The 24,378-nt window shown below is 65.6% G+C and carries 21 protein-coding genes; 7 read left to right on the plus strand and 14 right to left on the minus strand.

Translation table 11 applies throughout. The features are described from left to right. Positions 1–49 precede the first annotated feature (49 nt). The 3 genes from ASILVAE211_RS18510 to ASILVAE211_RS18520 form a co-directional block, all read right to left on the minus strand. The gene (locus ASILVAE211_RS18510; protein ID WP_227322843.1) at positions 50–1,420 is read right to left on the minus strand and encodes an aminotransferase; all 1,371 of its coding nucleotides are present in this window, start codon (positions 1,418–1,420) and stop codon (positions 50–52) included. Between the two features lie 123 nt (positions 1,421–1,543). Then, on the minus strand, positions 1,544–2,839 hold the full coding sequence (locus ASILVAE211_RS18515; protein WP_227322844.1) for an NAD(P)/FAD-dependent oxidoreductase: 1,296 nt from the start codon (positions 2,837–2,839) through the stop codon (positions 1,544–1,546). Positions 2,840–2,841: 2 nt separating this feature from the next. Next, positions 2,842–4,206, minus strand: coding sequence for a glutamine synthetase family protein (locus ASILVAE211_RS18520; protein ID WP_227322845.1), 1,365 nt, complete (start codon positions 4,204–4,206; stop codon positions 2,842–2,844). Between the two features lie 102 nt (positions 4,207–4,308). On the opposite strand from ASILVAE211_RS18520, the gene ASILVAE211_RS18525 reads away from it, so the two are divergent. From ASILVAE211_RS18525 to ASILVAE211_RS18540, 4 genes are all read left to right on the plus strand, one after another. After that, positions 4,309–5,004 carry a GntR family transcriptional regulator gene (locus tag ASILVAE211_RS18525; RefSeq protein ID WP_227322846.1) on the plus strand — a complete coding sequence of 232 codons (696 nt, stop codon included), beginning with the start codon at positions 4,309–4,311 and terminating at the stop codon, positions 5,002–5,004. A 111-nt stretch (positions 5,005–5,115) separates the two neighbouring features. Next, positions 5,116–5,907, plus strand: coding sequence for a gamma-glutamyl-gamma-aminobutyrate hydrolase family protein (locus ASILVAE211_RS18530; RefSeq protein ID WP_227322847.1), 792 nt, complete (start codon positions 5,116–5,118; stop codon positions 5,905–5,907). Between the two features lie 133 nt (positions 5,908–6,040). Beyond that, positions 6,041–7,273 (plus strand): putative DNA modification/repair radical SAM protein, encoded by a 1,233-nt coding sequence (locus ASILVAE211_RS18535; RefSeq protein ID WP_227322848.1) that lies wholly within the window; start codon positions 6,041–6,043, stop codon positions 7,271–7,273. Then, entirely contained in the window at positions 7,273–8,715 is a 1,443-nt protein-coding gene (locus ASILVAE211_RS18540; protein WP_227322849.1) for a UdgX family uracil-DNA binding protein, read from the plus strand. Before ASILVAE211_RS18535 ends, ASILVAE211_RS18540 begins: the two co-directional genes overlap by 1 nt. 184 nt (positions 8,716–8,899) lie before the next feature. Here ASILVAE211_RS18540 and ASILVAE211_RS18545 read toward each other — a convergent pair whose 3' ends face one another. From ASILVAE211_RS18545 to ASILVAE211_RS18570, 6 genes are all read right to left on the minus strand, one after another. Beyond that, positions 8,900–9,847 carry a hypothetical protein gene (locus tag ASILVAE211_RS18545; RefSeq protein ID WP_227322850.1) on the minus strand — a complete coding sequence of 316 codons (948 nt, stop codon included), beginning with the start codon at positions 9,845–9,847 and terminating at the stop codon, positions 8,900–8,902. Between the two features lie 170 nt (positions 9,848–10,017). Next, positions 10,018–10,842, minus strand: a complete 825-nt coding sequence (locus tag ASILVAE211_RS18550; RefSeq protein WP_227322851.1) for an inositol monophosphatase family protein — start codon at positions 10,840–10,842, stop codon at positions 10,018–10,020. Continuing rightward, positions 10,839–12,149, minus strand: a complete 1,311-nt coding sequence (hflX, locus tag ASILVAE211_RS18555) for a GTPase HflX (protein WP_227322852.1) — start codon at positions 12,147–12,149, stop codon at positions 10,839–10,841. Before hflX ends, ASILVAE211_RS18550 begins: the two co-directional genes overlap by 4 nt. Beyond that, positions 12,142–12,450 carry an RNA chaperone Hfq gene (gene hfq / locus ASILVAE211_RS18560; RefSeq protein WP_227322853.1) on the minus strand — a complete coding sequence of 103 codons (309 nt, stop codon included), beginning with the start codon at positions 12,448–12,450 and terminating at the stop codon, positions 12,142–12,144. Before hfq ends, hflX begins: the two co-directional genes overlap by 8 nt. 105 nt (positions 12,451–12,555) lie before the next feature. Further along, positions 12,556–13,311, minus strand: a complete 756-nt coding sequence (locus ASILVAE211_RS18565) for a WecB/TagA/CpsF family glycosyltransferase (RefSeq protein ID WP_227322854.1) — start codon at positions 13,309–13,311, stop codon at positions 12,556–12,558. Positions 13,312–13,314: 3 nt separating this feature from the next. Then, positions 13,315–14,625 (minus strand): outer membrane beta-barrel protein, encoded by a 1,311-nt coding sequence (locus ASILVAE211_RS18570; RefSeq protein ID WP_227322924.1) that lies wholly within the window; start codon positions 14,623–14,625, stop codon positions 13,315–13,317. 47 nt (positions 14,626–14,672) lie between these two features. Between ASILVAE211_RS18570 and ASILVAE211_RS18575 the strand changes: the two genes are divergently transcribed. Next, positions 14,673–15,695: an acyltransferase family protein gene (locus tag ASILVAE211_RS18575; protein ID WP_227322855.1), complete on the plus strand. Its 1,023-nt coding sequence runs from the start codon at positions 14,673–14,675 to the stop codon at positions 15,693–15,695. On the opposite strand, the gene ASILVAE211_RS18580 is transcribed toward ASILVAE211_RS18575, so the two are convergent. Beyond that, positions 15,680–17,764: a GumC family protein gene (locus ASILVAE211_RS18580; protein ID WP_227322856.1), complete on the minus strand. Its 2,085-nt coding sequence runs from the start codon at positions 17,762–17,764 to the stop codon at positions 15,680–15,682. The two genes, ASILVAE211_RS18575 and ASILVAE211_RS18580, sit on opposite strands and share 16 nt — an antisense overlap. A gap of 107 nt (positions 17,765–17,871) precedes the next feature. On the opposite strand from ASILVAE211_RS18580, the gene ASILVAE211_RS18585 reads away from it, so the two are divergent. Both ASILVAE211_RS18585 and ASILVAE211_RS18590 read left to right on the plus strand, forming a co-directional pair. Further along, positions 17,872–18,441, plus strand: a complete 570-nt coding sequence (locus ASILVAE211_RS18585) for a polysaccharide biosynthesis/export family protein (protein WP_227322857.1) — start codon at positions 17,872–17,874, stop codon at positions 18,439–18,441. After that, positions 18,441–19,313: a penicillin-insensitive murein endopeptidase gene (locus ASILVAE211_RS18590; protein WP_227322858.1), complete on the plus strand. Its 873-nt coding sequence runs from the start codon at positions 18,441–18,443 to the stop codon at positions 19,311–19,313. The genes ASILVAE211_RS18585 and ASILVAE211_RS18590 overlap by 1 nt, the downstream gene beginning before the upstream one ends. Before the next feature lie 10 nt (positions 19,314–19,323). Here ASILVAE211_RS18590 and ASILVAE211_RS18595 read toward each other — a convergent pair whose 3' ends face one another. The 4 genes from ASILVAE211_RS18595 to ASILVAE211_RS18610 form a co-directional block, all read right to left on the minus strand. Further along, a complete protein-coding gene (locus ASILVAE211_RS18595) occupies positions 19,324–20,274 on the minus strand; it encodes a Hint domain-containing protein (protein WP_227322859.1) in 951 nt (316 codons plus the stop codon). Between the two features lie 240 nt (positions 20,275–20,514). Further along, entirely contained in the window at positions 20,515–21,504 is a 990-nt protein-coding gene (locus ASILVAE211_RS18600; RefSeq protein ID WP_227322860.1) for a sterol desaturase family protein, read from the minus strand. A 14-nt stretch (positions 21,505–21,518) separates the two neighbouring features. Next, a complete protein-coding gene (locus ASILVAE211_RS18605) occupies positions 21,519–22,568 on the minus strand; it encodes a YncE family protein (RefSeq protein ID WP_227322861.1) in 1,050 nt (349 codons plus the stop codon). Positions 22,569–22,652: 84 nt separating this feature from the next. Further along, positions 22,653–24,128 (minus strand): chloride channel protein, encoded by a 1,476-nt coding sequence (locus ASILVAE211_RS18610; RefSeq protein WP_227322862.1) that lies wholly within the window; start codon positions 24,126–24,128, stop codon positions 22,653–22,655. Between the last annotated feature and the right edge of the window lie 250 nt (positions 24,129–24,378).

A 24,378-nucleotide genomic window follows, 5' to 3' on the forward strand; every position in this document is an offset into this window, starting at 1 on the left:
CGCGAAAATCTAGACCTCTCGGGATCGTTTCGCCAGAGGTAAGCGGGCCTCAGCCGGCCTTGATCTGCCCCCAGGTGCGGTCGATGGCGCGCGCCGCGCGCTCCACCACCAGCCCCACTTCCTCGTCGGAAATCACCAGCGGCGGGGCCAGCACCATGGTGTCGCGGCAGGCGCGCATCACCAACCCCTCTTCGGTCGCGAAATTGCGGCAGGTGAGACCGACCTTCCGCGATGACGCATAGGGTTTGTGGCCGGCTTTGTCTTCCGCGAGTTCCAGCGCGATCATCAGCCCCCTGCCCCGGATTTCGCTGACCAGCGGATGGTCGCCGAGCGCGTCCCGCAGCCCGGCCAGCAGCGTCGCACCCTGACGCTCGGCCGCGCCCACAAGGTTCTGGCTGTCGATGACGTCGAGATTGGCGAGTGCGACGGCGCAGGCCACCGGATGCCCGGAATAGGTAAAGCCGTGATAGAATTCGCCGCCCTGTTCGATGAAGGTTTCGGCCACCCGGTCACCCACGAACAGCGCCGATAACGGCACATAGCCCGAGGTGATGCCCTTGGCCGTCGTCATCAGGTCCGGCTGGATGCCATAGACGTCGGACCCGAACATCGCGCCAAGACGGCCATAGCCGCAGATGACCTCGTCGGCGATCAGCAGGATGTCATGCGCGCGGCAGATGCGCTGGATTTCCGGCCAATAGCTGTCGGGCGGAATGATGACGCCGCCGGCCCCCTGGATGGGCTCGCCGATGAAGGCGGCGATCTTGTCCGCCCCGACCTGCTGAATATAGGCCTCCAGGCTTTGCGCGGCCTTGAGGCCAAATTCCTCGGGGCTCAGGTCACCCGCGTCGCGCCAGGTATAGGGCGTCATCACCTGATGGAAATCCGGCAGGTCACCGGCCTGCTTGTGCATGTCCGTCATGCCGCTGACCGACGCGCCGGCGATGGTGGAGCCGTGATAGCCGTATTCGCGGCTGACGATGATGCGCTTCTCCGGCTTGCCCTGGAGCTTCCAGAACTGGCGCGCGATGCGCAGCGCACTGTCCACCGCTTCCGACCCCGATGAGGCATAGAAAACATGATTCAGCCCGGCCGGGGACATCCGCGCCAGACGCTCCGACAAGGCGGCGACGGCCGGCGTCGTGCTGCTGAAGAAGCAGTTGTAATAAGGAAGTGTCGCCATCTGGCGGGCGGCGGCTTCCACCAGGGTCGGCTGGCTGTAGCCGGCATTGACGCACCACAGCCCGGCCATGCCGTCCAGCAGGCGCTGCCCGTCACCGTCCCAGATCCACACACCCTCGGCGCGGGTGATGACGCGCACGCGGCCTTCATGCAGCGACTTATGGTCGGTGAAGGGATGCAGGTGATGCGCGTTATCGACGGCGCGGAGATGGTCGATGTCGTTCGGGATATCCAGCATGGGAACCTCTTTATGTTTCGGCCCACATTTCGTCATGCGCGGCTTCATGCCGCGCATCCATCCCTCGGTGCGCCGCAGGGGATGGATCCGCGCAATGAATGCGCGGATGACTGCTTGTGAAAGTCAGAGCGCCAGCCGGTCGCGCAGGCCGTACCACCAGGCACCGAGCACGGTCAGCGGCACGCGGAAGGTGCGGCCGCCGGGAAACGGGTGATACGGCAGGCCGGCGAAAGTATCGAACCGCGCCATGCGTCCCTGCACGGCCTCGCCCAGCAGGCGGCCGAGCAGATGCGTCGTCGTCACGCCATGGCCGCTGTCGCCATGGCTGAACAGGACATTCGCCGAAAGGCGGCCGACATGGGGCACACGCGTCATGGTCAATGCGAAATTGCCGCTCCAGGCGAAATCGAGCTTCACGCCGCGCAGTTCGGGAAAGGTGCGGTCCAGATGCGGGCGGATCTTGCCTTCGATACTGGCGGGGTCCGTACCGCCATAAACGATGCCGCCGCCGAACAGCAGCCGGTGATCGGCCGTGCGACGGTAATAATCGAGGATATAGTTGCAGTCCTCGACGCAGTAGTTTTTGGTCAGAAGTTTGTCTAGCAAGGCTGGGTCCAGCGGCGCGGTCGCCACCACCTGGGTGGACACGGGCATGATCTTGTTCGTCAGTTGCGGCACGGCGTCGCCCAGATAGGCATTGCCGCAGACGAGCACGCTATGGGCGGTGACGCGGCCACGATCCGTCGTCACCGTCACCAATGACCCATCATCGCTGATGCCGCTGACGGGACTGTCTTCATGGATGACGGCGCCCAGCGATTCCGCCGCCGCCGCCTCGCCCAGAACGAGATTGAGCGGATGCAGATGGCCGGCACGATGATCGATCATGCCACCGCAATAGATGCGGGTGCGCGCGATGTCCTGCGACGCCTGACGACCGACCATTTCCAGGCTCGTATATCCGTGCCTTTCCCAGACGCGTTTCTGATGTTCCAGCTCGCGCATCTGCTTTTCCGTCAGCGCCGCGAAATAGCCGCCGGGCACAAGGTCGCATTGAATGGCGTATTTGGCGACGCGGTCGCGGATGATGTCGCCACCTTCCATGGCCATGGCCCCCAGTGCCTTGGCCGCCGCCGCGCCATAGCGCGCCTCGATAACCCCGAGGTCGCGGCTATAGCCGTTGACGATCTGCCCGCCATTGCGCCCAGATGCGCCCCAGCCGATCTGCTTGGCTTCCAGCACCACGGCGCGGATGCCGGCCTCGGCCAGCGTCAGGGCGGCGGAAATGCCCGTGAAACCGGCGCCGATAATGCAAACATCGGCATGGACGTCCCCCACCAGCGCCGGGCGCAGCGGCGTTGCGTTGCGCGTCGCCGCGTAATAGGACGGCGCATGGGCGGCGCGGGCGGGAACAGACATGGTCAGGCGGTCCTCAGATAGGCGTCATATTCGAATTCCGTGACATGGGCGCGGAATTCCTCGATCTCCTGCCGTTTAACGGCGGCAAAGACCTTCTGATAGCGTTTGCCGAAAGCCTTTTCGATGAAGGCCGAACTTTCGAACCGCGCCAAGGCCTCGTCCCAGGTGGCGGGCAACGTCTCGGCGCCGGACTGGCTGTGCTCGCCCGTCATCGGTTCCGGCGGCGCCGCCTCGGTTTCCAGCCCATGCAGGGCGGCCGACAGGATGATCGCCATGGTCAGATAGGGATTGGTGTCGGTGCCGGCGACGCGATGCTCGATCCGGGTGGCGAGACCGGCCTCGATGACGCGAATGGCCGCCGTGCGATTGTCGATGCCCCAGGTCAGGCGCGTCGGCGCATGGGTCGCGGGGGTCAGCCGGCGATAGGAATTGGCGTGCGGGGCCAGCACCAGCATGCTGTCCTTCATCGTGTTCAGCATGCCGCCGACCACATGACGCATCTTGCCGCCGGGCTCATGCCCGTCAGCGACGAAGATATTGGCGCCCGTGCGGTCCAGCAGGCTGAGATGGGTATGCATGCCGCAACCCGCGAGCCCGCCATAGGGCTTGGCCATGAAGGTGGCGTCCATGCCGTGGCGGCGGGCCGCGCCTTTAACGATGCGCTTCATCATCACCGTCCAGTCGGCGGCGCGCACGACATCGTCGGTATGGGTGAAGTTCAGCTCGTACTGGTCCGGTCCATTCTCGCGCACCATGCCGTCCAGCGGGATATTCTGCTCATTCGCATAGCGCGCGATATCGGCGAAGATCGCGTCATAGGCATGAAGCTCGTCCAGGCTCAGCACATTCTGCGCCCAGCCCTTCCAGCCTTCCGCATCCGCGCCATAGGGGCGCGGCTTGGCACCGGCCTGTTCCTCGGGCTGGATGAAGTAGAATTCCAGCTCGGTCGCGACAACCGGCGTCAATCCGGCCAGCTTGAAGCGCTCCAGCACGTTTTCCAGCACGGTGCGGGGATCGGCGAAATAGGGGCTGCCATCGGCATCGACCATGCGCAGCATCACCTGGGTCGCCCGGCGGGACAGCCAGGAGATGGGCAGGACGGAGCCTTCCACCGGCTTGCACAGCCCGTCCGGGTCACCCGTGCCCCAGGCGAGCCCGGCCTCATCCGCGTCCCGGCCCCAAATATCCTGGGCGAAGACCGAGCGCGGGATCAGCACGCCCTTATCGCTGACGTCGGACAGTTTCTCGGCCGGCACCCATTTGCCGCGCGGCACCCCGTTTCCGTCGACGACGAAGGCTTCGACGATGGCGCCGCCCTCCGACTTCTTCGACTTCCCACCGACTGCGACGCGCGGAAGCACCGTCATGAATCTCTCCGTTTTTGCTTTGCCTATTACACCCCAATGTGATCACATTGGGCAAGCGGCAATCCCTGCGCAATGTGGGGAATCGCTGTTAAAGAGATCGATATGACTGACGACGCTCCCAAGCTGACCATGCCTGTCCGTGCCTCCGGCGAGACAATCCATCAATGGGTTTTCCGGGGCTTACGCCGCGCCATCATGCAGGGCGCCTTCCCGCCCGGCCAGGCGGTGACCATCCGTGGCCTGGCCGAGGCCATGGAGGTCAGCGCCATGCCGGTGCGCGAGGCGCTGCGCCGGCTGGTGGCTGAAAGGGCGCTGACCCTACTCGACAATCGCCGCGTGCGCGTCCCGCAGATGACGCCCGAGCGGTTTGAGGAATTGTATGTCGCGCGCACGGTGCTGGAGGTGGAAGCCGCCGTCCGCGCTTTGCCGCTGATCGACGCGGCCCGGCTGGAAAAGCTGCGCGCCATCGATGAGACCATCAACCAGGCCATTACGCGCGGGGATTCGGAAAGCGTGGTCGCGGGCAATTTCCAGTTCCATCTGACGCTGTATAGCGCGCGGCGGGACAGCGTGCTGGTGCCGCTGATCGAATCGGTCTGGTTGCAGACCGGGCCTTTCATGCGCGAGGCGCTGGAAGCCTTCCCGACGGCGGCGGACGGCTACGACTATCATCTGGCCGCGCTGGACGCGATTGCGGCGCGCGACGAGGCGGCGCTGCGCCACGCTGTGACGCATGATATCCGCACCGGCATCGGGCATCTGGTCTCATCCCGGAAGCTGACCTCTGCGGCGGCCTGAGCCGAGGCTGCGCGATGCCGCGCTTTCAGGGTTGCGGCGAAAGCTTATGGGCAGCCGTCTGGCTGCCGCCTATGTGATCACAAGAGTTCTTGGAAGAGAGTCGAGGTTCCGATGCGCAGGCCGGTGATTGGATTTGTGTGCGACGTGACGGCGGTGGCCGGCCATCCGACGCATCTGGTGGTGGAGAAATACATCTCCGCCGTCGTCGCGGGCTCGGACGCCCAGGCGATCCTGCTGCCCGGCCTGATTTCGGATATCGACGGCAAGCCGCTGCCGCAATCGGTGGATTACACGGAAATCCTCGATCTGGTGGACGGCATCTTTCTGCCCGGCAGCCCGTCCAACGTGGCCCCTGCCCTCTATGGCCGCCCGCCCGAGGATCAGGTTCTGCCGGCCGATCCCAATCGCGATGCGCTGTCGATCGGCCTGATCCGCGCGGCGTTTGAGGCTGGCGTCCCCATGCTGGGCGTCTGCCGTGGCTGCCAGGAAATGAACGTCGCCTTCGGCGGCACGCTGCATCCGAAGCTGCATGAAGTCGGCGCGCTGGAACTCGACCACCGTTACAAGAAAGACCTGCCGATCCCTGAGCAATATGCGCCCGTGCATCAGGTGGCGCTGGAACCTGGCGGCCAGTTCTCCGGCTGGGTCGGCGGCGATACAACATGGCGCGTGAACTCCCTGCATGAACAGGGCGTGGACCGGCTGGCGCCGGGCCTGGTGGTGGAGGCCCGCGCGCCGGACGGCGTGGTGGAAGCCTTCCGCCATGGCGCGGCCAAGACCTTCACGACGGCCATTCAATGGCACCCGGAATGGCGTTTCGGCGAGGATGCGCTGTCCAGCGCCATCTTCCGCGAATTCGGCCTCGCCGCCCGCGCCCGCATGGCCATCCGCCGGGCGAGCTGACGTATGACGGACTAAGGCTCTGGCGTTCCCGCGCCGGAGCGGACTTCCTGCCCCTCTTCACAATTCCATGTGCCCTGCCCCTGCTTTATTCCAATTGCTTGTCTATGCCTTGGAACAAATATAGAACAAGGGGATGTCCAAGTCCCTCAAGGAGCGGTTGGCCATCCTGTCGGATGCCGCGAAATACGATGCCTCCTGCGCCTCCAGCGGCACGACGCGGCGGCATTCCGCCGGCAAGGCCGGGCTCGGCTCCACCGAGGGCAGCGGCATCTGCCATGCCTATGCGCCGGATGGGCGCTGCATCTCCCTGCTGAAAATCCTGCTGACCAATTTCTGCATCTATGACTGCGCCTATTGCATCAACCGCTCGTCCAGCAATGTCGAGCGGGCGCGCTTCACGCCCGAGGAAGTCGTCTGGCTGACGCTGGAATTCTACCGGCGCAATTACATCGAGGGGCTGTTTCTCTCCTCCGGCATCATCCGCTCGTCCGACCATACGATGGAGGAAATGGTGCGCGTCGTCCGCAGCCTGCGCGTGGACCACAATTTTCGTGGCTATATCCATCTTAAGACCATCCCCGAAGCCTCGCCCAAGCTGATCGAGGAAGCCGGGCTTTATGCGGACCGGCTGTCCATCAATGTCGAATTGCCGAGCGATAGCTCCCTCGCCGTTCTGGCCCCTGAAAAGAAGCCTGCCGGCATCCGTCGCGCGATGGCCGATTTGCGCCTGCATATCGATGGCGCGGCCGAGCGGACCTTGCAGACCAAACGCCGCAAGCGCTTCGCACCGGCCGGGCAATCGACCCAGATGATCATCGGCGCGGATGAGACGAATGACGCCGCCATTCTGGGTGCGAGCGCGCGCATGTACGGCAGCTACGGCCTGCGTCGCGTCTATTACTCGGCCTTCAGCCCGATCCCGGATGCGTCTCAAAAATTACCGCCCATGCGGCCACCCTTGCAGCGCGAACACCGGCTGTATCAGGCCGATTGGCTGTATCGCTTCTACGGTTTTTCGGTCGAGGAGGTGACAGCGTCCCGGCCGGACGGCATGCTGGACCTGGCGCTGGACCCGAAACTGGCCTGGGCGCTGGCGCATCGCGGGCAATTCCCGCTCGACGTCAACCGCGCCGAGCGGCCGATGCTGCTGCGCGTGCCGGGCCTTGGCGTGAAGGCCGTGGATGCGATCATCGCCTCGCGCCGGCATGGCCGTCTGCGCCTGGAAGACCTCGCCCGGCTGCGGGTGCCGCTGCGCAAGGCAAAAGCCTTTTTGATCGCCGAAGGCTGGCAGCCGGCGCGGCTGACGGATGACGCCAATCTGGCGGCCCTCATCCAGCCGCCCGCGCAGCAATTGTCGCTGTTCTGATGGAAACCATCCTGCTGCAAGGGCGCGGCGATTTTGCGGAATGGCGTGCTGCCGCACGCAATCTGCTCAGCAGGCGCATCGCGCCGGATGAGGTTGTCTGGTCCACCATCGATGCCGGCAGCCTGTTCGCACCCACGCCAGCGGCACCGGTGACGGCAGGCCCCGCCGCGCTGGTGCCAAAAACCTTCGTCGATCTGGCCGAGACCGTCATCTGCCATACCGAGCCAGGACGCTTTGCTTTGCTGTATCGCGTGCTGCTGCGCTTGCAGACCGAGCGCGCGCTGCTCGGCATACCAGCGGACGCCGATATCGCTGCCCTGCACCGGCTGGAAAAATCGGTGCGGCGGGACTGCCACAAGATGACGGCTTTTGTGCGTTTCCGCGAAGTGCCGGAGGCCGAACCCGCCGCGCGGCGGCGCTTCGTTGCATGGTTCGAACCCGATCACTTCATCCTGCCGCGCATCGCGCCCTTTTTCGCGCGGCGCTTTGCCGACATGGACTGGATGATCCTGACACCCAAAGGCAGCATCGGTTTCGCGGATGGCAACGTCACCTTGTCGGACGAGCCCACGCGCAAACCGGCGCTGGATGACCCGGCCGACCAGCTCTGGCTGACCTATTATGCCTCTATCTTCAATCCGGCACGGCTGAAGGTCCGCGCCATGCAATCCGAAATGCCCAAGAAATACTGGAAGAATCTGCCGGAAGCCGCGCTGATCCCGAGCCTGATCGCGGAAGCGCCGGCCCGTGTCGCCGCCATGGCGGCGCAGCAGATGCAGGCGCCGCCGGCCTTCCACGCCAGGCTACAACAGCGCCGGCAGGAGGATGCGCCGCCCCCACCGGTCGGGGGTCTCGCCGGCTTGCGGCAGGAGGCAGCCGGTTGCACGCGCTGCGCGCTGCATTGCCAGGCAACGCAGACGGTTTTCGGTGAAGGACCGGAGCGTGCCGCCATCATGATCGTCGGCGAACAGCCGGGCGACCAGGAAGATCTGGCCGGGCGGCCCTTTGTCGGGCCAGCGGGCCAGGTGTTCGATACCGTCGCGGCCGAGGTCGGGCTGGATCGCGCCGCCGCCTATGTCACCAATGCCGTGAAGCATTTCAAGTTCGAGCCGCGCGGCAAGCGCCGCATCCATCAGAAGCCCGATGCCGGCGAAATTCAGGCCTGCCGCTGGTGGCTGACGCGGGAGCTGGATCTGGTCTCTCCGCGCCTCGTCGTGGCCATGGGCAAGACGGCGCTTTTCGCGCTGACCGGCAAGGACGGCCGGCTGGCGGACCAGCGTGGCCGGATCATGGACTGGCAGGCCGGACGGTCACTGCTTGTCACCGTCCACCCCTCCTATCTCCTGCGCCTGCCGGACAGGCGGCAGCAGGCGGAGGAGACGGCCAGATTCCGTGACGATCTGGCCCTCGCCCGTCGCTGGCGGGAGGATGCGGCGGGTTAGGGTGTTTCAGGTGAAGGCTGGATTGCCCTCTTTCGTCGCCCCCGGACTTGTTCCGGGGGCCTACCCCGTGAGGCGCCTACACGTCGTCCGGGCGCCCTATAGGGTAGGTGCCCGGCATGAAGCGCGGCTGGCTAAGCCGGGCACGACACAATAAGGGAGCAACCAGACTCAATTCGGGGATGCATTAGAACCCCTTCTGCGCGACCGCGCTGACGGCGGCCGGCGACAGATCGATTTCAATCGCACTCGCCTGTCCTGACGGCCCCTTGCGCGCGAAGGCGATCGGGATGGTCTGTCCGGTCAGCTGAGTGATCGTCTGCGCCACACGGCGGGCCAGATCCTGATCGTCATGCGAGAAATACAGGATCGCGCTGTTCCTGGCCCGGATCGGCAAGGTATCGACCTTGGGTGCCATGTGCAGGGCTTGCCCGATGCGCTGGGCCAGCCCATCGAGGTCTGGGGCGCCGGCGTGGGGTGCGAAGACGAGGCGCAGATGCAGCGGCGGAAGAACGGCCGCAGGTACGGCGGCGGCGGCCGATCCCGCCGTCACGGCGGGCGCCACGGGTTTGCTCTGCGCGGGCTGCGGCGTCGTGGCGCTTGCAGGAACAACGGGCGTTGTCGTGGATGTATCAATATTGAAGGACGGCACCGGTGGCGTGGCCGTCAGTGCCGCTGGCACCCCCGGCGTCGCAACGGGTGCGGTGGCCGGCGCAGATGCCGCCAGGGGCGCGGTTGTCGTCTGCGATAGGTTGTAGCTGCTGGCAGCCACGGATTGCGGCGCGGGAGATCCTTGCTCGGTCAGAATGAGAGCAAGACCCACCAAAGGCACAGCGACTATAAAGCCTGCGGCGAAGGTCAAAAGGGGATTGCGGGTGATCGCCGGCAGTATCGCCGCATATATCTCGCGCAGACGCATGCGTGGGGCTGCGGTCGCGTGAAACTCTTCCCAACGAGCCTGCGAAGCCGCGCGTCTGGCAGAGCTTGCATCGTCGCGTGATACGGTCACGCGCGTCATCAGATCTTTGATCCAGTCATCCGACTGACTGAAGCTTGGCTTGTACGCATCAACCTTGAGATTCAGCGTACTGACGCTTACCGGATCGCGGCGATAGATTTCTTTCGCAATTTTCACTCTGGTAGCCCTACGCGGAAGGATTCTTGAGATGTTGCGGTGCAAAACAACCGCCTCAAAAAAGCATCCGGAGCACAGAAGTCCAATGCGCTATTAGGCCGATGACACAAAATGCCAATACTACTTTGGTGGCATCATCCGCCGCAGTACCTGGCCAAAAGTAAAAGCACTTACCCGATTAGGCCACGCACCAGATCCCAGGCCGCGCGGTCAGGGGCTAAAATGATGCCCCCCGTCGTCTCGCAGGGCGTGTAGGCCGAGCCGTCGAGGCGCGCGGAAAAACCGCCGGCCTCGCGGTGAATCAGCCAGCCCGGCGCATGGTCCCAGGGCATCATGCGCGCGAAGACCGCGACATGAGCGAAACCCTGCGCCAGCAGCCGGTATTCATGGGCGGCATTGCGATAGTCCCAGCTGGTCGCGACCTGCGGCAGGCTGGACAGCAGATTGGTCCGCTGCGGTTCGGGCAGATAGCGCCAGCCGAAGGCACCGGTCATCTGCGCCAGCGGCACGCTGGGCGCGACCTTGAGGTCGGTGCATCGGCCCGCCGGCGTTTCCATCCAGGCGCCCTCGCCGCGCAGCGCCAAAGCGGCGTCATCGCCGATCGGGTCATGAATGATGCTGGCGACGATCTCGCCGCGCATGATTGCCGCCGCCATGACGCCGAACAGCGGCAGGCCGGCCGCGAAATTGGCGGTGCCGTCGATCGGGTCGAGCACGAAGGCCAGATCGGCATCGCGGATGCGGTCGAGCAGCGACGGGTCAGCCGCCGTCGCTTCTTCACCCACCACCAGCGCATGCGGAAAAAGTTTCAGAATGCCGGCGGTGATGGCGCGTTCCGCCGCTTCATCCGCATCCGTCACCAGATCGAGCGGCCCGGATTTGGTGCGCACGCCGCAACTATCGAACTGACGGAAGCGCGGCAGCACTTCCTGCTGGCCAGCGTCGCGCAGGACTTGCCACAAGGCCCGCAGTTGGACCGCGGACAGGCCGGTCATGCGCCGGCCCCTGTCATCGCCTCGAATCGAGCCCGGTCGGCGGGCAGCATGCGAACGGTCAAGCGGATCGCCTCCTCCTGGTCTTCCCGCGCCAGCACTTCCCCATGACGGTAGAGCCAGGCGAGTGTCGCCCCGTCCGAAGACGGGATGTCGAAAGAGGCGACTTCCTTGGCACTGGCCAGCCGCTCGTCGATGGCGGCGCGCAGCAGATCCAGCCCCTCTCCGCTCAAGGCGGATATGGGGACGGCCGCGCCGCCTTCCACCAGTCCCGGCACAGCGCTGACGCCGCCCAGAAGATCGGCCTTGTTCAGCACGTCCAACGTGCGGCGGGGCCAGTCCGCGTCCAGCGCGCCGTCGCGCACCATGGCGTCCAGCACGCCCAGCACATCGGCCTTCTGCGCCGCCGTATCCGGATGCGCGATATCGCGCACATGCAGGATGACGTCGGCCGCCGCGACCTCTTCCAACGTGGCGCGGAAGGCAGCCACCAGTTCGGTCGGCAGATCGCTGATGAAGCCCACGGTATCGGACAGGATGGCCGGCCGGCCCGAGGGCAGCGCGATGGTCCGCATGGTCGGGTCCAGCGTCGCGAAAAGCTGGTCCTGCGCATGGACGGTCGCACCCGTCAGCGCGTTGAACAGCGTCGATTTGCCGGCATTGGTATAGCCGATCAGCGCGATGATGGGGTATGGCGTGCGGCGGCGCGCTTCGCGGTGCAGGCCGCGCGTGCGGCGCACCTCCTCGATCTCCCGCTTCAGCTTGGCCATGCGCACCGCGATCATGCGGCGGTCGGCTTCGATCTGGGTTTCGCCAGGGCCGCCGAGGAAGCCGAAGCCGCCGCGCTGCCGCTCCAGATGGGTCCAGGACCGCACCAGGCGCGAGCGCTGATAGTCCAGATGCGCCAGTTCGACCTGGAGCGCGCCTTCCTTGGTGCGGGCGCGTTCACCGAAAATATCCAGGATCAGGCCGGTGCGGTCGATCACCTTGCAGCCCCAGGCCTTTTCCAGATTGCGCTGCTGCACCGGGGTCAGCGCCGTATCCATGACGACGAGGTCGACCTCATGCGCCTTCAGATCGGCATGCACCATCTCCACCTGGCCTTCACCCAGCAGGGCGGAGGGCCGGCGATGACGCAGCGGCATGATGGCGGAATGGACGATGACGAGGCCGCCGATGGAGGCCGTGAGGCCCATGGCCTCGGCCAGGCGCGCTTCGGCGGAACGGCGGCTGTCTGAGACGGCCTCTCGTTCCCAGGGCAGGATGACGGCAGCCCGGGTGGGGGCGCCGCCAGAGACATTGTCACTCATACGAGTCTGATGAACCACCGACCGTCAGTATCTCTCGGGTCGGCGTGGACACTGCGCCGTCAGCCTTGCCGACCGGATCGAAAAGCTGGATCGGCGCGCCCGGCATAACCGTACTGATCGCGTGCTTGTAGACGAGCTGCGTATGCCCATCCCGCCGCAGCAGGACGGAGAAGTTGTCGAACCAGGTGATGATGCCCTGCAGCTTCACACCGTTAACCAGAAACACCGTAACCGGCGTCTTATTCTTTCGCACATGGTTCAGGAACACGTCCTGAACATTCTGCGCCTTATCAGTGGCCACCGACTCTATCCTTTTTGTTGTTGCGTTAACCGCATCAATGTTCACGCCCCTATGCGTGGCGGGCGTGGAGATGCAAAAGCTGTACTACACAGCGGGGGCCGGCATCTAGTTCAGGCGCTTGTCCTCGCGGCATTGTCGTCGCTCGTCGACCAAAAACCGCAAAATCGCCCAATCATCAACCAGATAGCGCTTCCACAGACGTTCCGGTTCGCAGGTCAGGCGGAACAGCCATTCCGCGCCCATGCGACGCAGCAGCCTTGGCGCGCGCGGTTTGCGCCCGAGCCAGAAGTCCAGCCCGGCGCCGATGCAAAGCCCGACGCCGGTGGCGTCCTCCCCGGAAGCTATTGCTTGGCCAAGCATTTCCTGCACCGGACTGCCGAGGGCGAGAAGCGTGAAACGCGCCGGATGGCTGCTGGCGAAGGCGCGCGCGGCCTCGAAAGCGTTCGGGTCGTGCAACAGGCCCTTGGGCGGCTCGTGATGCGCGATATCAATGGTGGGTCGGCGATGTTGCAGTGCAGCCAAGCCCCCAGAGCAGAGGCCGATGACCGTCAATCGGTCCCCATCGCGCAGATAGCGGTCCAGCAGGATGGCCAAAATATCGGCACCTGTCGCGACACGGGGCAAAGTCAGGCCCAGCCATCGCCCGGCCAGGGCGATGGCGCGCGAGTCGAGGCAGCGCCAGTGCGCGGCCAGATAGACCGATTTCAGCGCGGGAGATTGGCGCAGGCGCACGAAATGATCGGCATTGGGCGTCACCAGATAGGCGAAGGGCGCGGAAGCCGGCCGCGCCGCCAGCAAATCCGCTATTGCCTCCGCCTCCATATCGAGCAGTTTCAGGCCGAGACAGGAGATTTCCCGCATCGGTCACAGGCCTGCGGTGACGGAGAGCAGGAAGGCGTTCTCGTCATAGGGCGCGGCGGTAAAACCATGATGGCTGCTGACGGTCATGTCCGCGCCCAAGCGCAGCATGGCGTTGACCAGCCAAAGCACGCCCGCGCGACCGCTGACGATGGTCTGTGCCGGACCAGCGGCATAGGTCGCCCGCTCGATATCGCTGCCGATATGCAGGATGAGGTGGCGGTCCAGTTCGTGATCAACAGCCAGGCCGCCGATGGTGGCCACATAGCCGCCGACGCCGTCCTCCTGCGCGTCTTCGATCTTCCGCACCACCGCCGCATGCCATGTGGTGCGCGCGCTCGGCTGCCAGGTCAGCGCCATTTCGGCCAAAGGCACGGTCTGGTCCAGATAGGGCTGGCTATAGACCCGCGTGCCGAGGCCCATGGCGATGCGCCAGCCCCAGATGCCGTCCAGGTCATGTTCCACCCCCAGCAGCACGGCGCCGCCGATGAAATCCCGTGGCGGCTGGCCGAAGGTTTCATTGGGGTAATGAGCGCCGGCGCCGCGCAGGATGAGCTGCAACCGGTTCGGATCGGAAAATCCCATGATTCCGTAAGACAGCGTCAGGCCCAGCTCTCCCACCAACCGGTCGCGATAGGATTGCGGCGCCGGCAGCCCGCCGATTGCAGTCGTGCCGAAGGTGAAGCGCGTCAGATGGAAGCTCGGCTCCAGCACCAGCCGCGCGGGCGGCGATAACCCGCTGAGACGCAGCGCATCGACCTGATAGGGCAGCGGCGTGTCATAGGCTGCGGCATCCAGACCGGTATCGGTTTCATGCAGCGCGAGATGCGCGACGGCCGCCGTCACGCGGCAATCGGCGAGGTCGAAGCTGGCGCCCAAGGCTGCCGTCCAGTCGGTGGTCGATTGGTCGGGCGCCTGCAGGTAGCGGGTATTGGCGGCGGAAGCGACGGCGCCGAGCGTGGTGCCGCCGTCGGCGGAGGTCAGCGTGACGGATGGCGCGGTCGTGGTGCTCCAGCTTGGGCGTTGGCCGGGGAGAACAGCGCTGTCATAGCCCGTGCTTTCCTTGACTTCAGGGTGCAGAAGCTCGGCGCCCAGGGGAATAGTCTGCCAGGCGGTATCCGTCTGGATGCGGGAGGTGACGGAGACGCCGGCCGCCGCGTCGAAACCGGGCACGTCGCGGGGATAGGCGCTTTCGATCAGCTGCGCGCGCGCGTCAGGCATCGGCGATGCCAATGCCGCCAGCAGCAGAGCGGCCAGATGACGGCGGCAGCGGCGCTGGCGCCGGTTCTGACACAGAGGGAAATCCGCCCAAGGCATCCTCACCCGATCTGGTCATTTAGTTTCGATTACGATACTAATAATTCATGAGTGAACGCAATTGGCGTCGGCGAGACCTCGATCGCGGCAAGGCTTTGGCTGTCGTTTTGGTGGTGGCCGGCCATCTCGTCGCGCGCCAGGCCCCGAGCGGATCTGGCTGGGGGATCGCCTGGTACGAGCCGCTGCGCGCAGCGCTCTACAGCTTTCACATCCCCTTTCTGTTCTATCTCAGCGGTTATGCCGCCGGCTGGTCAGGCGCGGCCATCGTCAGCGGAACCGCCTATCGCGCCATGCTGTTGCGGCGCGTCCGGCATTGGCTGCTGCCGGCGCTGCTGCTCGGCGTGGGGGTGGCCTGTGCCAAGGTGGCGCTGGACCCGCTGATGCCGGTCGATCATGCGCCCGCATCCCTCGGCGCGGGATTGCTGGCGCTCGTCTGGCAGACGGGCGGCAGCCCCGCGCAATCGGTCTGGTATCTGGTCGTCCTCTTCGGGCTTGCCACGACCGTGCCGGTGCTGCGCCGGCTGACCGGCGGCCGCACCCTGCCGCTTCTGATCCTATGCCTGCCTCTGATGGGGCTGCCGCTGCCGCCCGTGCTGTATGCGGACCGCTTTCTGCCCGCACTTCCCTTCTATCTGGCCGGCCTCTGGGCTGCCGAGCACGACCGGGACTGGTGCGGGTTTCTGGACCGCGCAGGGCGGCCCCTGACGGTCATCTTTATGGGCCTTCTGCCCATCCTGGTGCTGCACGCGGCGCATTGGCCGCCTGTCCTCACCATGCTGGGCGCGAGCGTGGTCGCCCTGCCCGCCTTACACGCCATGGTGCGGCGTCTGTGGCTGCCGGCGCTGCAAGCGCTGGACCGGCTCGCGCCCTATGCTTTCTCCATCTATCTGCTCAATACCGTCTTCATCGGCCTGGCCAAGGCGGCGCTGCTGCAAGCCTTGCCCTGGCAGGCGCGCAGCTTTCCGGTCTTCGCGCCGCTGTTGCTGGCGGCCGGCGTGCTGGGGCCTGTTTTGGCGGCGCGGCTGTGGCGGGAGATGCGGGCCAAGGCCCCGCTTCACCGCCGGGCGTAGGCGGCATAGGGCTTCGCCGCCATCGCGGCCTCGGGGAAGCCGCGCAGCGCCCGCGCCTGCGGGTCCAGCCGCGTCATGACAGCGGCAATGGGCCGGCCGCCGGGCAAAGCCAGAAGATCGCGCGCATAGGCCGCCACCCGGCGCGGCGTGCGGTGCCATTGCAGGCAGAACAGCACCGCATCCGCCAGATCGGCCATTGTCAGCGCGTCGGCGCTGGCCAGAACCGGCGGCAGATCGAGAATCACGAGGTCGAAGTCCCGCCGCCAGGCGTCGCGGGCCATCGCGCCGCGCAGCCCCTGGGCGGACAGTCCGCCGGCCTCGCCGACCGGCAGGATGGCGCAGCCCGACACACCGTCGCGGCGCAAACCTTCCGCCGAATTCGAAACGAACTCCGCGCGCATTCTGCGGCTGAGATTGGCGCGCGCCCCGTCCGCGTCCACCAGCAGCACCCGCTCCCCCCGCATCGCGGTCCGCCGCGCAAGCGCCAGTGCCAGGGTCGTCTTGCCCTCGCCCGGCCGGCTGGCCGTGACCGCGAGGATCAGCGGATCTCCCAAAGTCAGGCGCAGGCGCGCTCGCAGGCTGTCGATCTGCCGCGCGGCCAGACTGCCGTCCAGGATCATGGCCGCCGTCGCGTCCTGGCCGGCACGGCGTCTGACCGTCGGCAGACTGCCGATGACGGGCAGAGCCAGGGCCGATCGCACCTCCGCTGCCGTGCGGAAGGTCAGCCCGCCGGTTTCACGCAGCCAGGCGAGGCCCAATCCCGTCACCAGACCCGCCAGCAGGCTGGCCCCTAGCAGCAGGTCGATCCTGGGCGAGGATGGTTCGAGCGGCGGCTCGGCGCGGGACAGAATGCGCGCGTCCGGCCTCTGGATCGCGGCCTGTTGGGCGGTCTGGTCCATCTGGGCCAGCACGGCCTGCCGCAGCTTTCGCGTCACCTCGGCATCCTGCTCCATGGCCGCCAGCGGTCCCTCGGCGGCGGCATCCCGCGCCCCTTCGGCTGTCAGGAGAAGAAGGCTCTGCCGCAGACTGGCGAGACGCGCGGCCGCCGCATCGGCGTCGCCCGCGACATCGGCATGGACGGCGGCGATTTCCGTGCCGGTCGCCGCCTGCAATGTCGCCAGCTGCTCGCGCAGGGCGCGCACCTGCGGATGATTGGGGCCAAGCCGGCTGCGCGCGGCATCCAGTTGCGCCTGCACCTGAGCCTGGGCCAGCCGCATGGAGACGACATTCTGCGCGATGCCGGCCGCCCGGCCGCCCGTCGCATCCTGCCTGGCATCCGCGCCCGCGAGATCGTTTTGCGCCCGCATCAACTCTTCGCCGAGGGCGGACATCTGCTCGGTGGCGATTCGCGCCTGCACGCCCTGGGTCAGCCCATGCGCCGCCCGATAGCCTGCGACCGCCGCGTCCTGCCGCGTCAATGTCGCGTTCAGCGCATCCGCCCGCGCCTGCATCCAGCGATCGGCCGCCTGCAAGGCAGCGGTCTTCAGGGCCAACTGATCGCCCAGATAAAGGTCTTGAATGCGATTGACGGCGGCGGCGGCGATGGCCGGATCACGCGCTGTGAAAGAGACTGTGAAGACGCGTGACTGATCGACCGCTGACACGCTGATGGCCTGTTTCACCGCGTCGTCGACCGCCTGCGGCCGTACCGGCGCCGGCAGGCTGGGGCTTGGCCTGAATCCCGGCTGCCGGCCCAGATCGAGCGCTTCCGCCACACGCTGAGCGATAGCACCGCTGGAGAGGATCGCCGCCTGGCTGGCCAGCACCGTGTCGGTCGTCGGGTCCGTCTTGACGATGCTTTGCAGGACGTCCGGCGCATAGCCGGCCGGGTCGTAGATGACAGTGCCGCTGGCCGTATACAGAAGCGGCATGCGACTGAGCGCGACCGCCATGACGCCGGGAATCACGATCAGCGGCAGCAGAATCGCCCATAGCTGCCTGCCGGCGATACCCAGCGCCTGGTCCAGCGTGCTGCCTTGCGCAACCGGGTCTGCGACGGGCGGTGCCGCCGGCTGTGGCGCTTCGCCCCAGCCGCGCCCGAGAAAGAGACGCCCATCCGCGTCGTCCAAAACGCTCTCCTTGCGAGCGATATTATATACGATATCAAAACATATACCATCCTTCGCGATTTTGCTAGTAAATCGTTTTGAATTTCAGTGACGCGGCGGAGAATGGGATGCTGTGCAAAGGCCCCGTTGCCTTGGCCATTCTGGCGGTTTGCCTGCTCACCCGCTGCGCGCCCGCCGGCAGCGACCTGCCGCCTTTGCCGCCGCCGGCCGAGACCGGCACCTATCACCTCGGTCCCGGCGACCGCGTGCGCGTCATCGTCTATGGCGACAAGGAACTGTCCGACATCTTCGCCATCGGCGATGACGGGCTGATCTCCCTGCCGCTGGCGGGCGATGTCGCGGCCAGCGGACTGACGGCGGATACGCTCGGCCGCAGGATCGCGGCGCAACTTTCGGCCAACGGCATGATGCAGAACCCATCGGTCGCGGTGGAAGTGGCCGCCTATCGGCCGATCTTCATCCTGGGCGAAGTGGCGCGGCCGGGCCAATATCCCTATGAGCCTGACATGACCGTGATCGCCGCCGTGTCGCTCGCCGGCGGCTATACCTATCGCGCGGTGAAGCGCTATGAAGCCGTGGTCAGAACCACGGGCCGGACGACCCAAAAGGGCCTGACGCAGCCGGAAGATCGCCTGGCGCCGGGCGATGTCATCACGATTTTCGATCGGGTCTATTGATGCGTCTTGCCAGGTTTGTTCTGCCGCTTGCGGCCCTTATGCTCGGCCATGCCGGCAGCGCCCGCGCGGCCAGCGGCATCGATGCCGCGCTTGGTCCTGTGCGCGGGCCGCTGCATATCATCGGTGCCGGCACGGGATGCATCGTGGGGGCCGAGCAACTGCCGCATCAGGGGCCGGGCTATACCGTCATCCGCGCGCCGATCAGCAGTTTCTGGGGCGCGCCGGAGACGCTGTTCGGCGTCGAGACGCTCGCCGCCGAGGCGCGGGCCGCCGGTCTGGCCGAGCTTTATGTCGGCGACCTGTCCGGGCCGCGCGGCGGCCCGCTGTCGGGCGGGCATGTGGCGCATCAGCGCGGTGTCGATGTCGATATCTATCTCGATATGCAGCCCAAGCCCGATCTCAGCCCCGCCACTCTGAACCGGCTGACGCCGCCCCTGGTCGTGCCCTATGGGGCGACGCAGGTTGACCCGAGCCAGTGGTCGTCTGCCACCGTGACGCTGATCCATCTGGCGACGGAACTGCCGGGCCTCAACCGCCTGCTGGTCAATCCGGTCATCAAGCGCCAGCTTTGCGAGAGCGTGACCGGCGACCGGTCCTGGCTGCACAAAGTACGGCCCTGGTGGGGGCATCGCGGCCATATGCATCTGCATTTCGCCTGCCCGGCGGGACAGACGGATTGCGTCGATCAGGCACCGATCCCGGCGGGGGACGGTTGCGACGCCAGCCTCGCCTGGTGGTTCAATCCCGATGGGTCCGTGCGCATGCCGCCGCCGGCGCCGCCGGGTGCCAAGCCGCCCACCCTGCCCGTTGCCTGCGACGCCGTTCTGGGGCCGGCAGGCGCCGCCCCGCCCCCGGGGGCGGAAGCGGACTAACTGGCCGGTTTCAGGCGGCCGCTTTTTGGCCGCTGAACAGCAGCGCAGCCCGCGTCTCAATGCGGTGCAGGATGTGGTCGGGCACCTGCCGCCGGGACTGCGCACGCGGCAGATCCATCTCGGCCGTCGGCTGATCAGACGGGAAGAGGGCCTGATACTCGGCCCAATTGTCGAAACCCATGCGGGTAACGTTGTCGACGAAGGTCTCCGCCGCCACGCCTTCGGCGCGCACCAGCGCATGGGCCTCAAGCTCGATATGGTAATAGGTGAAGGTCTCGGACGGGTCTGTCTCCCGCAGGATCGAGTTGCCATTCACCAGCGCGCCGGCCTGGATCAGAACGCCGTCCAAGCGGATCGCATGGCAGGGGGATAGGAGCAGATCACGCACCGGCAGGTTATCGCCCAAGGCGCCGGCGCGGATGCGGATGGGCAGCACCGGCAGCAGATCGACGAAGCGATTGCCGTTGAGATCGGTCTTGCCATGGCCCGTCAGCGTCCGCCGGCCGATCCAGCGCACGGAGGCCGCCCCGCCGCCCGCCGTATGGACAACATCACCGATGGCCAGGGTTTCGACGGCGCGGTCACCCTCGGGCGTTGCGATCGCAGTGCCCGCCAGGAAACAAGTGACGGCGAAACTGGTGTCGGAGGCCGGGCTGGCCTCGTCGAACGGCGGTCCAAGATACAGCGTGCCGTTGTCGGAATAGACATTATACTCCGTGCCATCGGCCGTGTAGAAGGAAATGCCCTCGCCATCGACATAGGGCGCAGTCGTCGAAACCTGATTGTCCGCGCCGTAATCGGTGCTGGACGGAAGTCCCGTCACGGCATTGTCGCCGACCGAACCGCTAATAGCCGTCACCGTGCCACTGCCGTTGCTGCTGTCGACCGTCATGACCAGGTCGACCGCGACACCATTGACCGTGAATTGCAGCGTGTCTGTGGTGGTGGATGATCCGGACATGGCAATACCTTTTCAGCAGCAGTACGACGGTTGATCTGTCTGTGCACCTCCGTGCGCCGCGCGGCATTTTCGCGCAACAAACCAATGACTTACGACCGCCTCGCCAAAAAAGACGAGCCAGAATGGCGGATGGGGGATTGCCAAAATAGGTAGGCCGGCAAACTGCCAGCCTGGATAAGCGCTGTTCGGATATCGCGTGATCGTGACGCGGCAACGAGCGCGCGCGTCACGATCATCGCATCAGGAAACGCCGGCCTTGATCTTGGCCTTGGCGCGGGCCTTGCTGGCCCGGCCTTTCTTCATCATCTGGCCGAAATACAGCAGCCCGCTGACCTGCTGCGCGACATAGCCGCCGGTCGCCATGGCTTCCGGCGCATTGCGGTCGCCGGTCGCCGGAAAATGGTCGGAGAAGTCGGCGGTGCGGAAAATCATGTCCCAGAAGGGAAAGACCGCGCCGTAATTGCAGGAGACGCGCCCCGCCGCATGCAGCCCGTGATGGATGCGGTGAAAGCGCGGCGAAATCAGCAGCCGGTCGCCCAGCCAGCCGAAGGAGATGCGGGCATTGGCATGGCTCAGGCTTTCCACGATGCGCATGAACATCACCAGCAGCGGAAATTGCAGCGGCGGAATGCCGATGGCCAGACCGATGACGGCGAACCACACGCCGGAAATGAGATCGTCCAGCATATGGTTGCGGTCATCCGACCAGAAGCTCATCTGCCGCTGGGCGTGATGCAAAGCATGCAGCGCGTACCAGCCACGGAAGGTATGAGACAAGCGGTGCCGCCAGTATTCGGCACAGTCGAGAATCAACGCATACAGGATGAAGGTCAGGATCGGATGACCCAGCAAGCTTGGAATGACCGTTTCGAGCATCGGCGGGATATAGCCGTGATCGACCACGAAGCCGTTCACCGTCACCTGGATCTGATAGAAGACCAGGAAGCTGAAGATGGGCAGCACGCCGACGCGGGAGACGAGCGTGTACATCACATCCGTCACCACCGCTTTTTGCGACGGCCATTTTTCGATGGGGAACAAAGCTTCCAGCGGCCAGCAGATGGCATAGGTGATGATGACGGCGAAAAATCCGTAGACGCAGACGAGCATCCAGTCGAAGGAGAGTTCCTCCCACTGCATCCAGCCGAAGTGATACAGGATCGGCAGCAGTACAGTCTGGTCGATCCAACCGGCAATTGTGCTGAAGAAGCGGTCCAGCGGTGAGAACATCCCTGCCCGCTCCTCTACAGTTTTTCGGCCGTGACGATGCCCGGCCGGGACATCATGGTATTGAGGAAGATGCCATGCGGCGACCGGCCGACGTCGATCGTCTCATAATCGCCGGAGACCGGTTCCAGGACAGCGACTTTTTCATGAAAGCGCAGGGCGACCCACAGCTTCCCCTGCGGATCGACGGCGATATCGTCAGGACCGGCCGCATGGAAAGGATAGACGCGGCGGATTGCCATGGTGGCGGGGTCAAGCGCGGTCAGCGACCCGCCGACGCGGTTGCTGACATAGATGGTCTGCCGATCCGGGGTGAGGAAGATATTATGCGGGCCGATGCCGCCCGTCGGGATTTTCCGCAGCACCTTGCCCGAAACCGGGTCGACCTCGGCCACGTAGTTCTCGCCCATGACGCAGCAATAGACATGGTCCTTGTACCACATCACGCCGGCCGGCGTGCTGCCGACATGGGATTTCCAGCGCACCGTCATGGTGGTGAGGTCAAGCGAAACCAAGGTTCCCGGCTCCTGCATGGAGTTGAAGCTCCAGCGGGAATCGGGCGAGAAATCGAGATGGCTCGGCATGCCGCCGACCTTGAAGCGCTTGACCAATTTCAGCGTGGCGCCGTCATAGACGTCGACGAAGTCGAGCCGCAGCGCATTGACCACGAAATACCGCTTATCCGGCGTATAGCCGATCTGGTAGGGGTCAGCCATGACCATATGGCCCAGGCCTGTACCCGTCACCGGGTCCATGACGAACAGCGCATTGCCGCTGGCATCGGCGATATAGAGCTTGCTGCGGTCGGGCGAGAGCGCCCAATGGCTGGGCTCGCGCAATGTGGGCACGGTCCGCACCACCTTGCGCGTCGTCATGTCAATCACCGAGACCGACGCCTCGCCCGAATTCATGATGATGGCGAGCGGGTTCATGGCGTCGGCCTGGGCCAGGTCGGGCCATAGCGGCGCCGTGGCGCCGGCCAGAGCCAGGCCCATGAAGCCGCGCCGGCTGGCCGGCGTCGGAGCCGCGTGGAGGGATGGGGCCGGTAGCGAGAGATCAGGTGTCATGCGTGTCATTCGGTGCGTGGCGCATTCGCTCAGTGGATTTGGGGTCATGCAAAACCCTCATAATGGTCGCGGTTCTCGGCGCCATTATGGCTGCTTCACCTGAGGCAGCGTCTTGATCTGGGTCATGCCGGCGCTGTTTAGCACAGTGCGGGGGAATAGACAGCTTTTGATAAGCCCGGCGAGCCCCTGGCCGTGGCCGGCCAGGCCTTCGCGCACGGCCATGGCCCCGGCTGTCGCCGCGATCATCGGTATCAAAAAGTCCTGTCCTGCACGGGTGAATTCCATCAGCAGCACAATCGCCGTCACCGGCATGCGCATGGAGACGGCCAGAAATGCGGTGGCGCCAACGATGACGAATGCGCCGAGCGGGATACCGCTATGGAAGACTGCGTTCCATAGCTCGCCCAAAGGCACCGACAGCAGCGCGCCGACGGCAAGGCCCGGCGTCAATAAGCCGCCCTCGGCCCCGGCCAGAAGGCAGGCGATGACCGCGACCAGTTTTACGCCCAGCATGAGAACCGCAGGCCCCGGCGTTTCGGCCCCGCTCAGCGCCAGCTGGATCGGCCCCTTGCCGTTGCCGGGCAATTGCGGCAGCCAGGCCGTCAGCAGCCCGACCAGCGCGAAAGCCGCCAGGGTGGTGAGGATGATCCGCGCGTTTTTGGGCGCCCGTCCCCGCGCCCAGGCGGTCAGTTCGCTATAGCCGAGGCCAGCGACACCCGCGATCGGCCCTATCAGGCAGGCCCAGATCATCAGCCCGGTGCTGACAGGATAGGCCGGGAACTGGTACTGCCAGTCATCGCCAAGGCCGATCCAGGCGATGACGGTCGCGATGACCGAAGTGGTCAGTGCAATGACGACGACTTGCGGCCGCACTGTCATCAGCAGTACTTCCAGCACGAAGACCGCCCCCGAGAGCGGCACATTATAGACGGCGGCGAGGCCAGCGCCGGCACCGCAGGCGACCATCAGCCGCGTATCGTCCGGCGTCAGCCCGACCCGCCGGCTGCACCAGCCGGCCAGAACGGAGCCGATTTCGCGCGGGGCCACTTCCCGTCCGAGCGGCGATCCCATGGCGACGGTCACGATCTGCAACAGGGCATGGGCGATGGTCGTGCCCATGGGCATGACAGTCCCTTCCGCGACCGACTTTTTGATGCTGACCAGCGGACGGCCGAAGCGGTGCACGGCCCACCAGCCGAAGCCCGCGATCAACCCCGCGCCGACCAGCACCAGAAAGCGCCGCTGGGGAGACGCCGCCGTCACCCCGGCCAGAAAATTCTCGTCGCTGATCACCGCATGAAGGCTGTAGCCGAAGGTAATGTGCTGGATGAAATGCAACAGCAAAGCGAGGCCCATGCCGCCGATCCCGCCCGAAACCCCGGTCAGCAGCGTCACCAGCACCAGGCGCGGCAGCGGAGTCCGGTCTGCCACGGGGGAGGCCAGCGGCTTGGCCGGAGCGGACGCCACGGGCGCGACATCGGACGGGATATCCCGGTCGGTATCGGTGGGCGGGTGAGCGCGGCCCAGGCCCTCACGCTTATACAAATCGTCGTCCGGCACCCTCGGCTCTCCTCGCGGTGCGCGGATTGTCAGGTTCCGCGCTTTGTCTGGGGCGAGGCTAGAACTCGTGGAACCTCTTGCCAATTGCGGCAGCCGGCACTGTGCATCCCGGGTGGCTTGCCAGAACCGATCGGTTTCCATGACGATCCGCTTGGCGACCGTTGCGAAGAAGATTCCATTGCCCTGACATCTAGACCTTTGCAGAATTTTGCTAGCGCCACCCTGCCCAATGTCGCGGCGATCAAGGATA

This window comes from Acidisoma silvae (assembly GCF_020618775.1).
Classification (GTDB): domain Bacteria; phylum Pseudomonadota; class Alphaproteobacteria; order Acetobacterales; family Acetobacteraceae; genus Acidisoma; species Acidisoma silvae.

Bases quoted from the DNA above. Each gene is read 5' to 3' on its own strand.
- ASILVAE211_RS18575 (WP_227322855.1), top strand. From the start codon at position 14,673: ATGAGTGAACGCAATTGGCGTCGGCGAGACCTCGATCGCGGCAAGGCT.
- ASILVAE211_RS18540 (WP_227322849.1), top strand. From the start codon at position 7,273: ATGGAAACCATCCTGCTGCAAGGGCGCGGCGATTTTGCGGAATGGCGT.
- ASILVAE211_RS18605 (WP_227322861.1), bottom strand. From the start codon at position 22,568: ATGACACCTGATCTCTCGCTACCGGCCCCATCCCTCCACGCGGCTCCG.
- ASILVAE211_RS18590 (WP_227322858.1), top strand. From the start codon at position 18,441: ATGCGTCTTGCCAGGTTTGTTCTGCCGCTTGCGGCCCTTATGCTCGGC.
- ASILVAE211_RS18535 (WP_227322848.1), top strand. From the start codon at position 6,041: ATGTCCAAGTCCCTCAAGGAGCGGTTGGCCATCCTGTCGGATGCCGCG.
- ASILVAE211_RS18550 (WP_227322851.1), bottom strand. From the start codon at position 10,842: ATGACCGGCCTGTCCGCGGTCCAACTGCGGGCCTTGTGGCAAGTCCTG.
- ASILVAE211_RS18570 (WP_227322924.1), bottom strand. From the start codon at position 14,625: ATGCCTTGGGCGGATTTCCCTCTGTGTCAGAACCGGCGCCAGCGCCGC.
- ASILVAE211_RS18595 (WP_227322859.1), bottom strand. From the start codon at position 20,274: ATGTCCGGATCATCCACCACCACAGACACGCTGCAATTCACGGTCAAT.
- ASILVAE211_RS18510 (WP_227322843.1), bottom strand. From the start codon at position 1,420: ATGCTGGATATCCCGAACGACATCGACCATCTCCGCGCCGTCGATAAC.
- ASILVAE211_RS18600 (WP_227322860.1), bottom strand. From the start codon at position 21,504: ATGTTCTCACCGCTGGACCGCTTCTTCAGCACAATTGCCGGTTGGATC.
- ASILVAE211_RS18585 (WP_227322857.1), top strand. From the start codon at position 17,872: ATGCTGTGCAAAGGCCCCGTTGCCTTGGCCATTCTGGCGGTTTGCCTG.
- ASILVAE211_RS18530 (WP_227322847.1), top strand. From the start codon at position 5,116: ATGCGCAGGCCGGTGATTGGATTTGTGTGCGACGTGACGGCGGTGGCC.
- hflX (WP_227322852.1), bottom strand. From the start codon at position 12,149: ATGAGTGACAATGTCTCTGGCGGCGCCCCCACCCGGGCTGCCGTCATC.
- ASILVAE211_RS18565 (WP_227322854.1), bottom strand. From the start codon at position 13,311: ATGCGGGAAATCTCCTGTCTCGGCCTGAAACTGCTCGATATGGAGGCG.
- ASILVAE211_RS18515 (WP_227322844.1), bottom strand. From the start codon at position 2,839: ATGTCTGTTCCCGCCCGCGCCGCCCATGCGCCGTCCTATTACGCGGCG.
- ASILVAE211_RS18520 (WP_227322845.1), bottom strand. From the start codon at position 4,206: ATGACGGTGCTTCCGCGCGTCGCAGTCGGTGGGAAGTCGAAGAAGTCG.
- ASILVAE211_RS18525 (WP_227322846.1), top strand. From the start codon at position 4,309: ATGACTGACGACGCTCCCAAGCTGACCATGCCTGTCCGTGCCTCCGGC.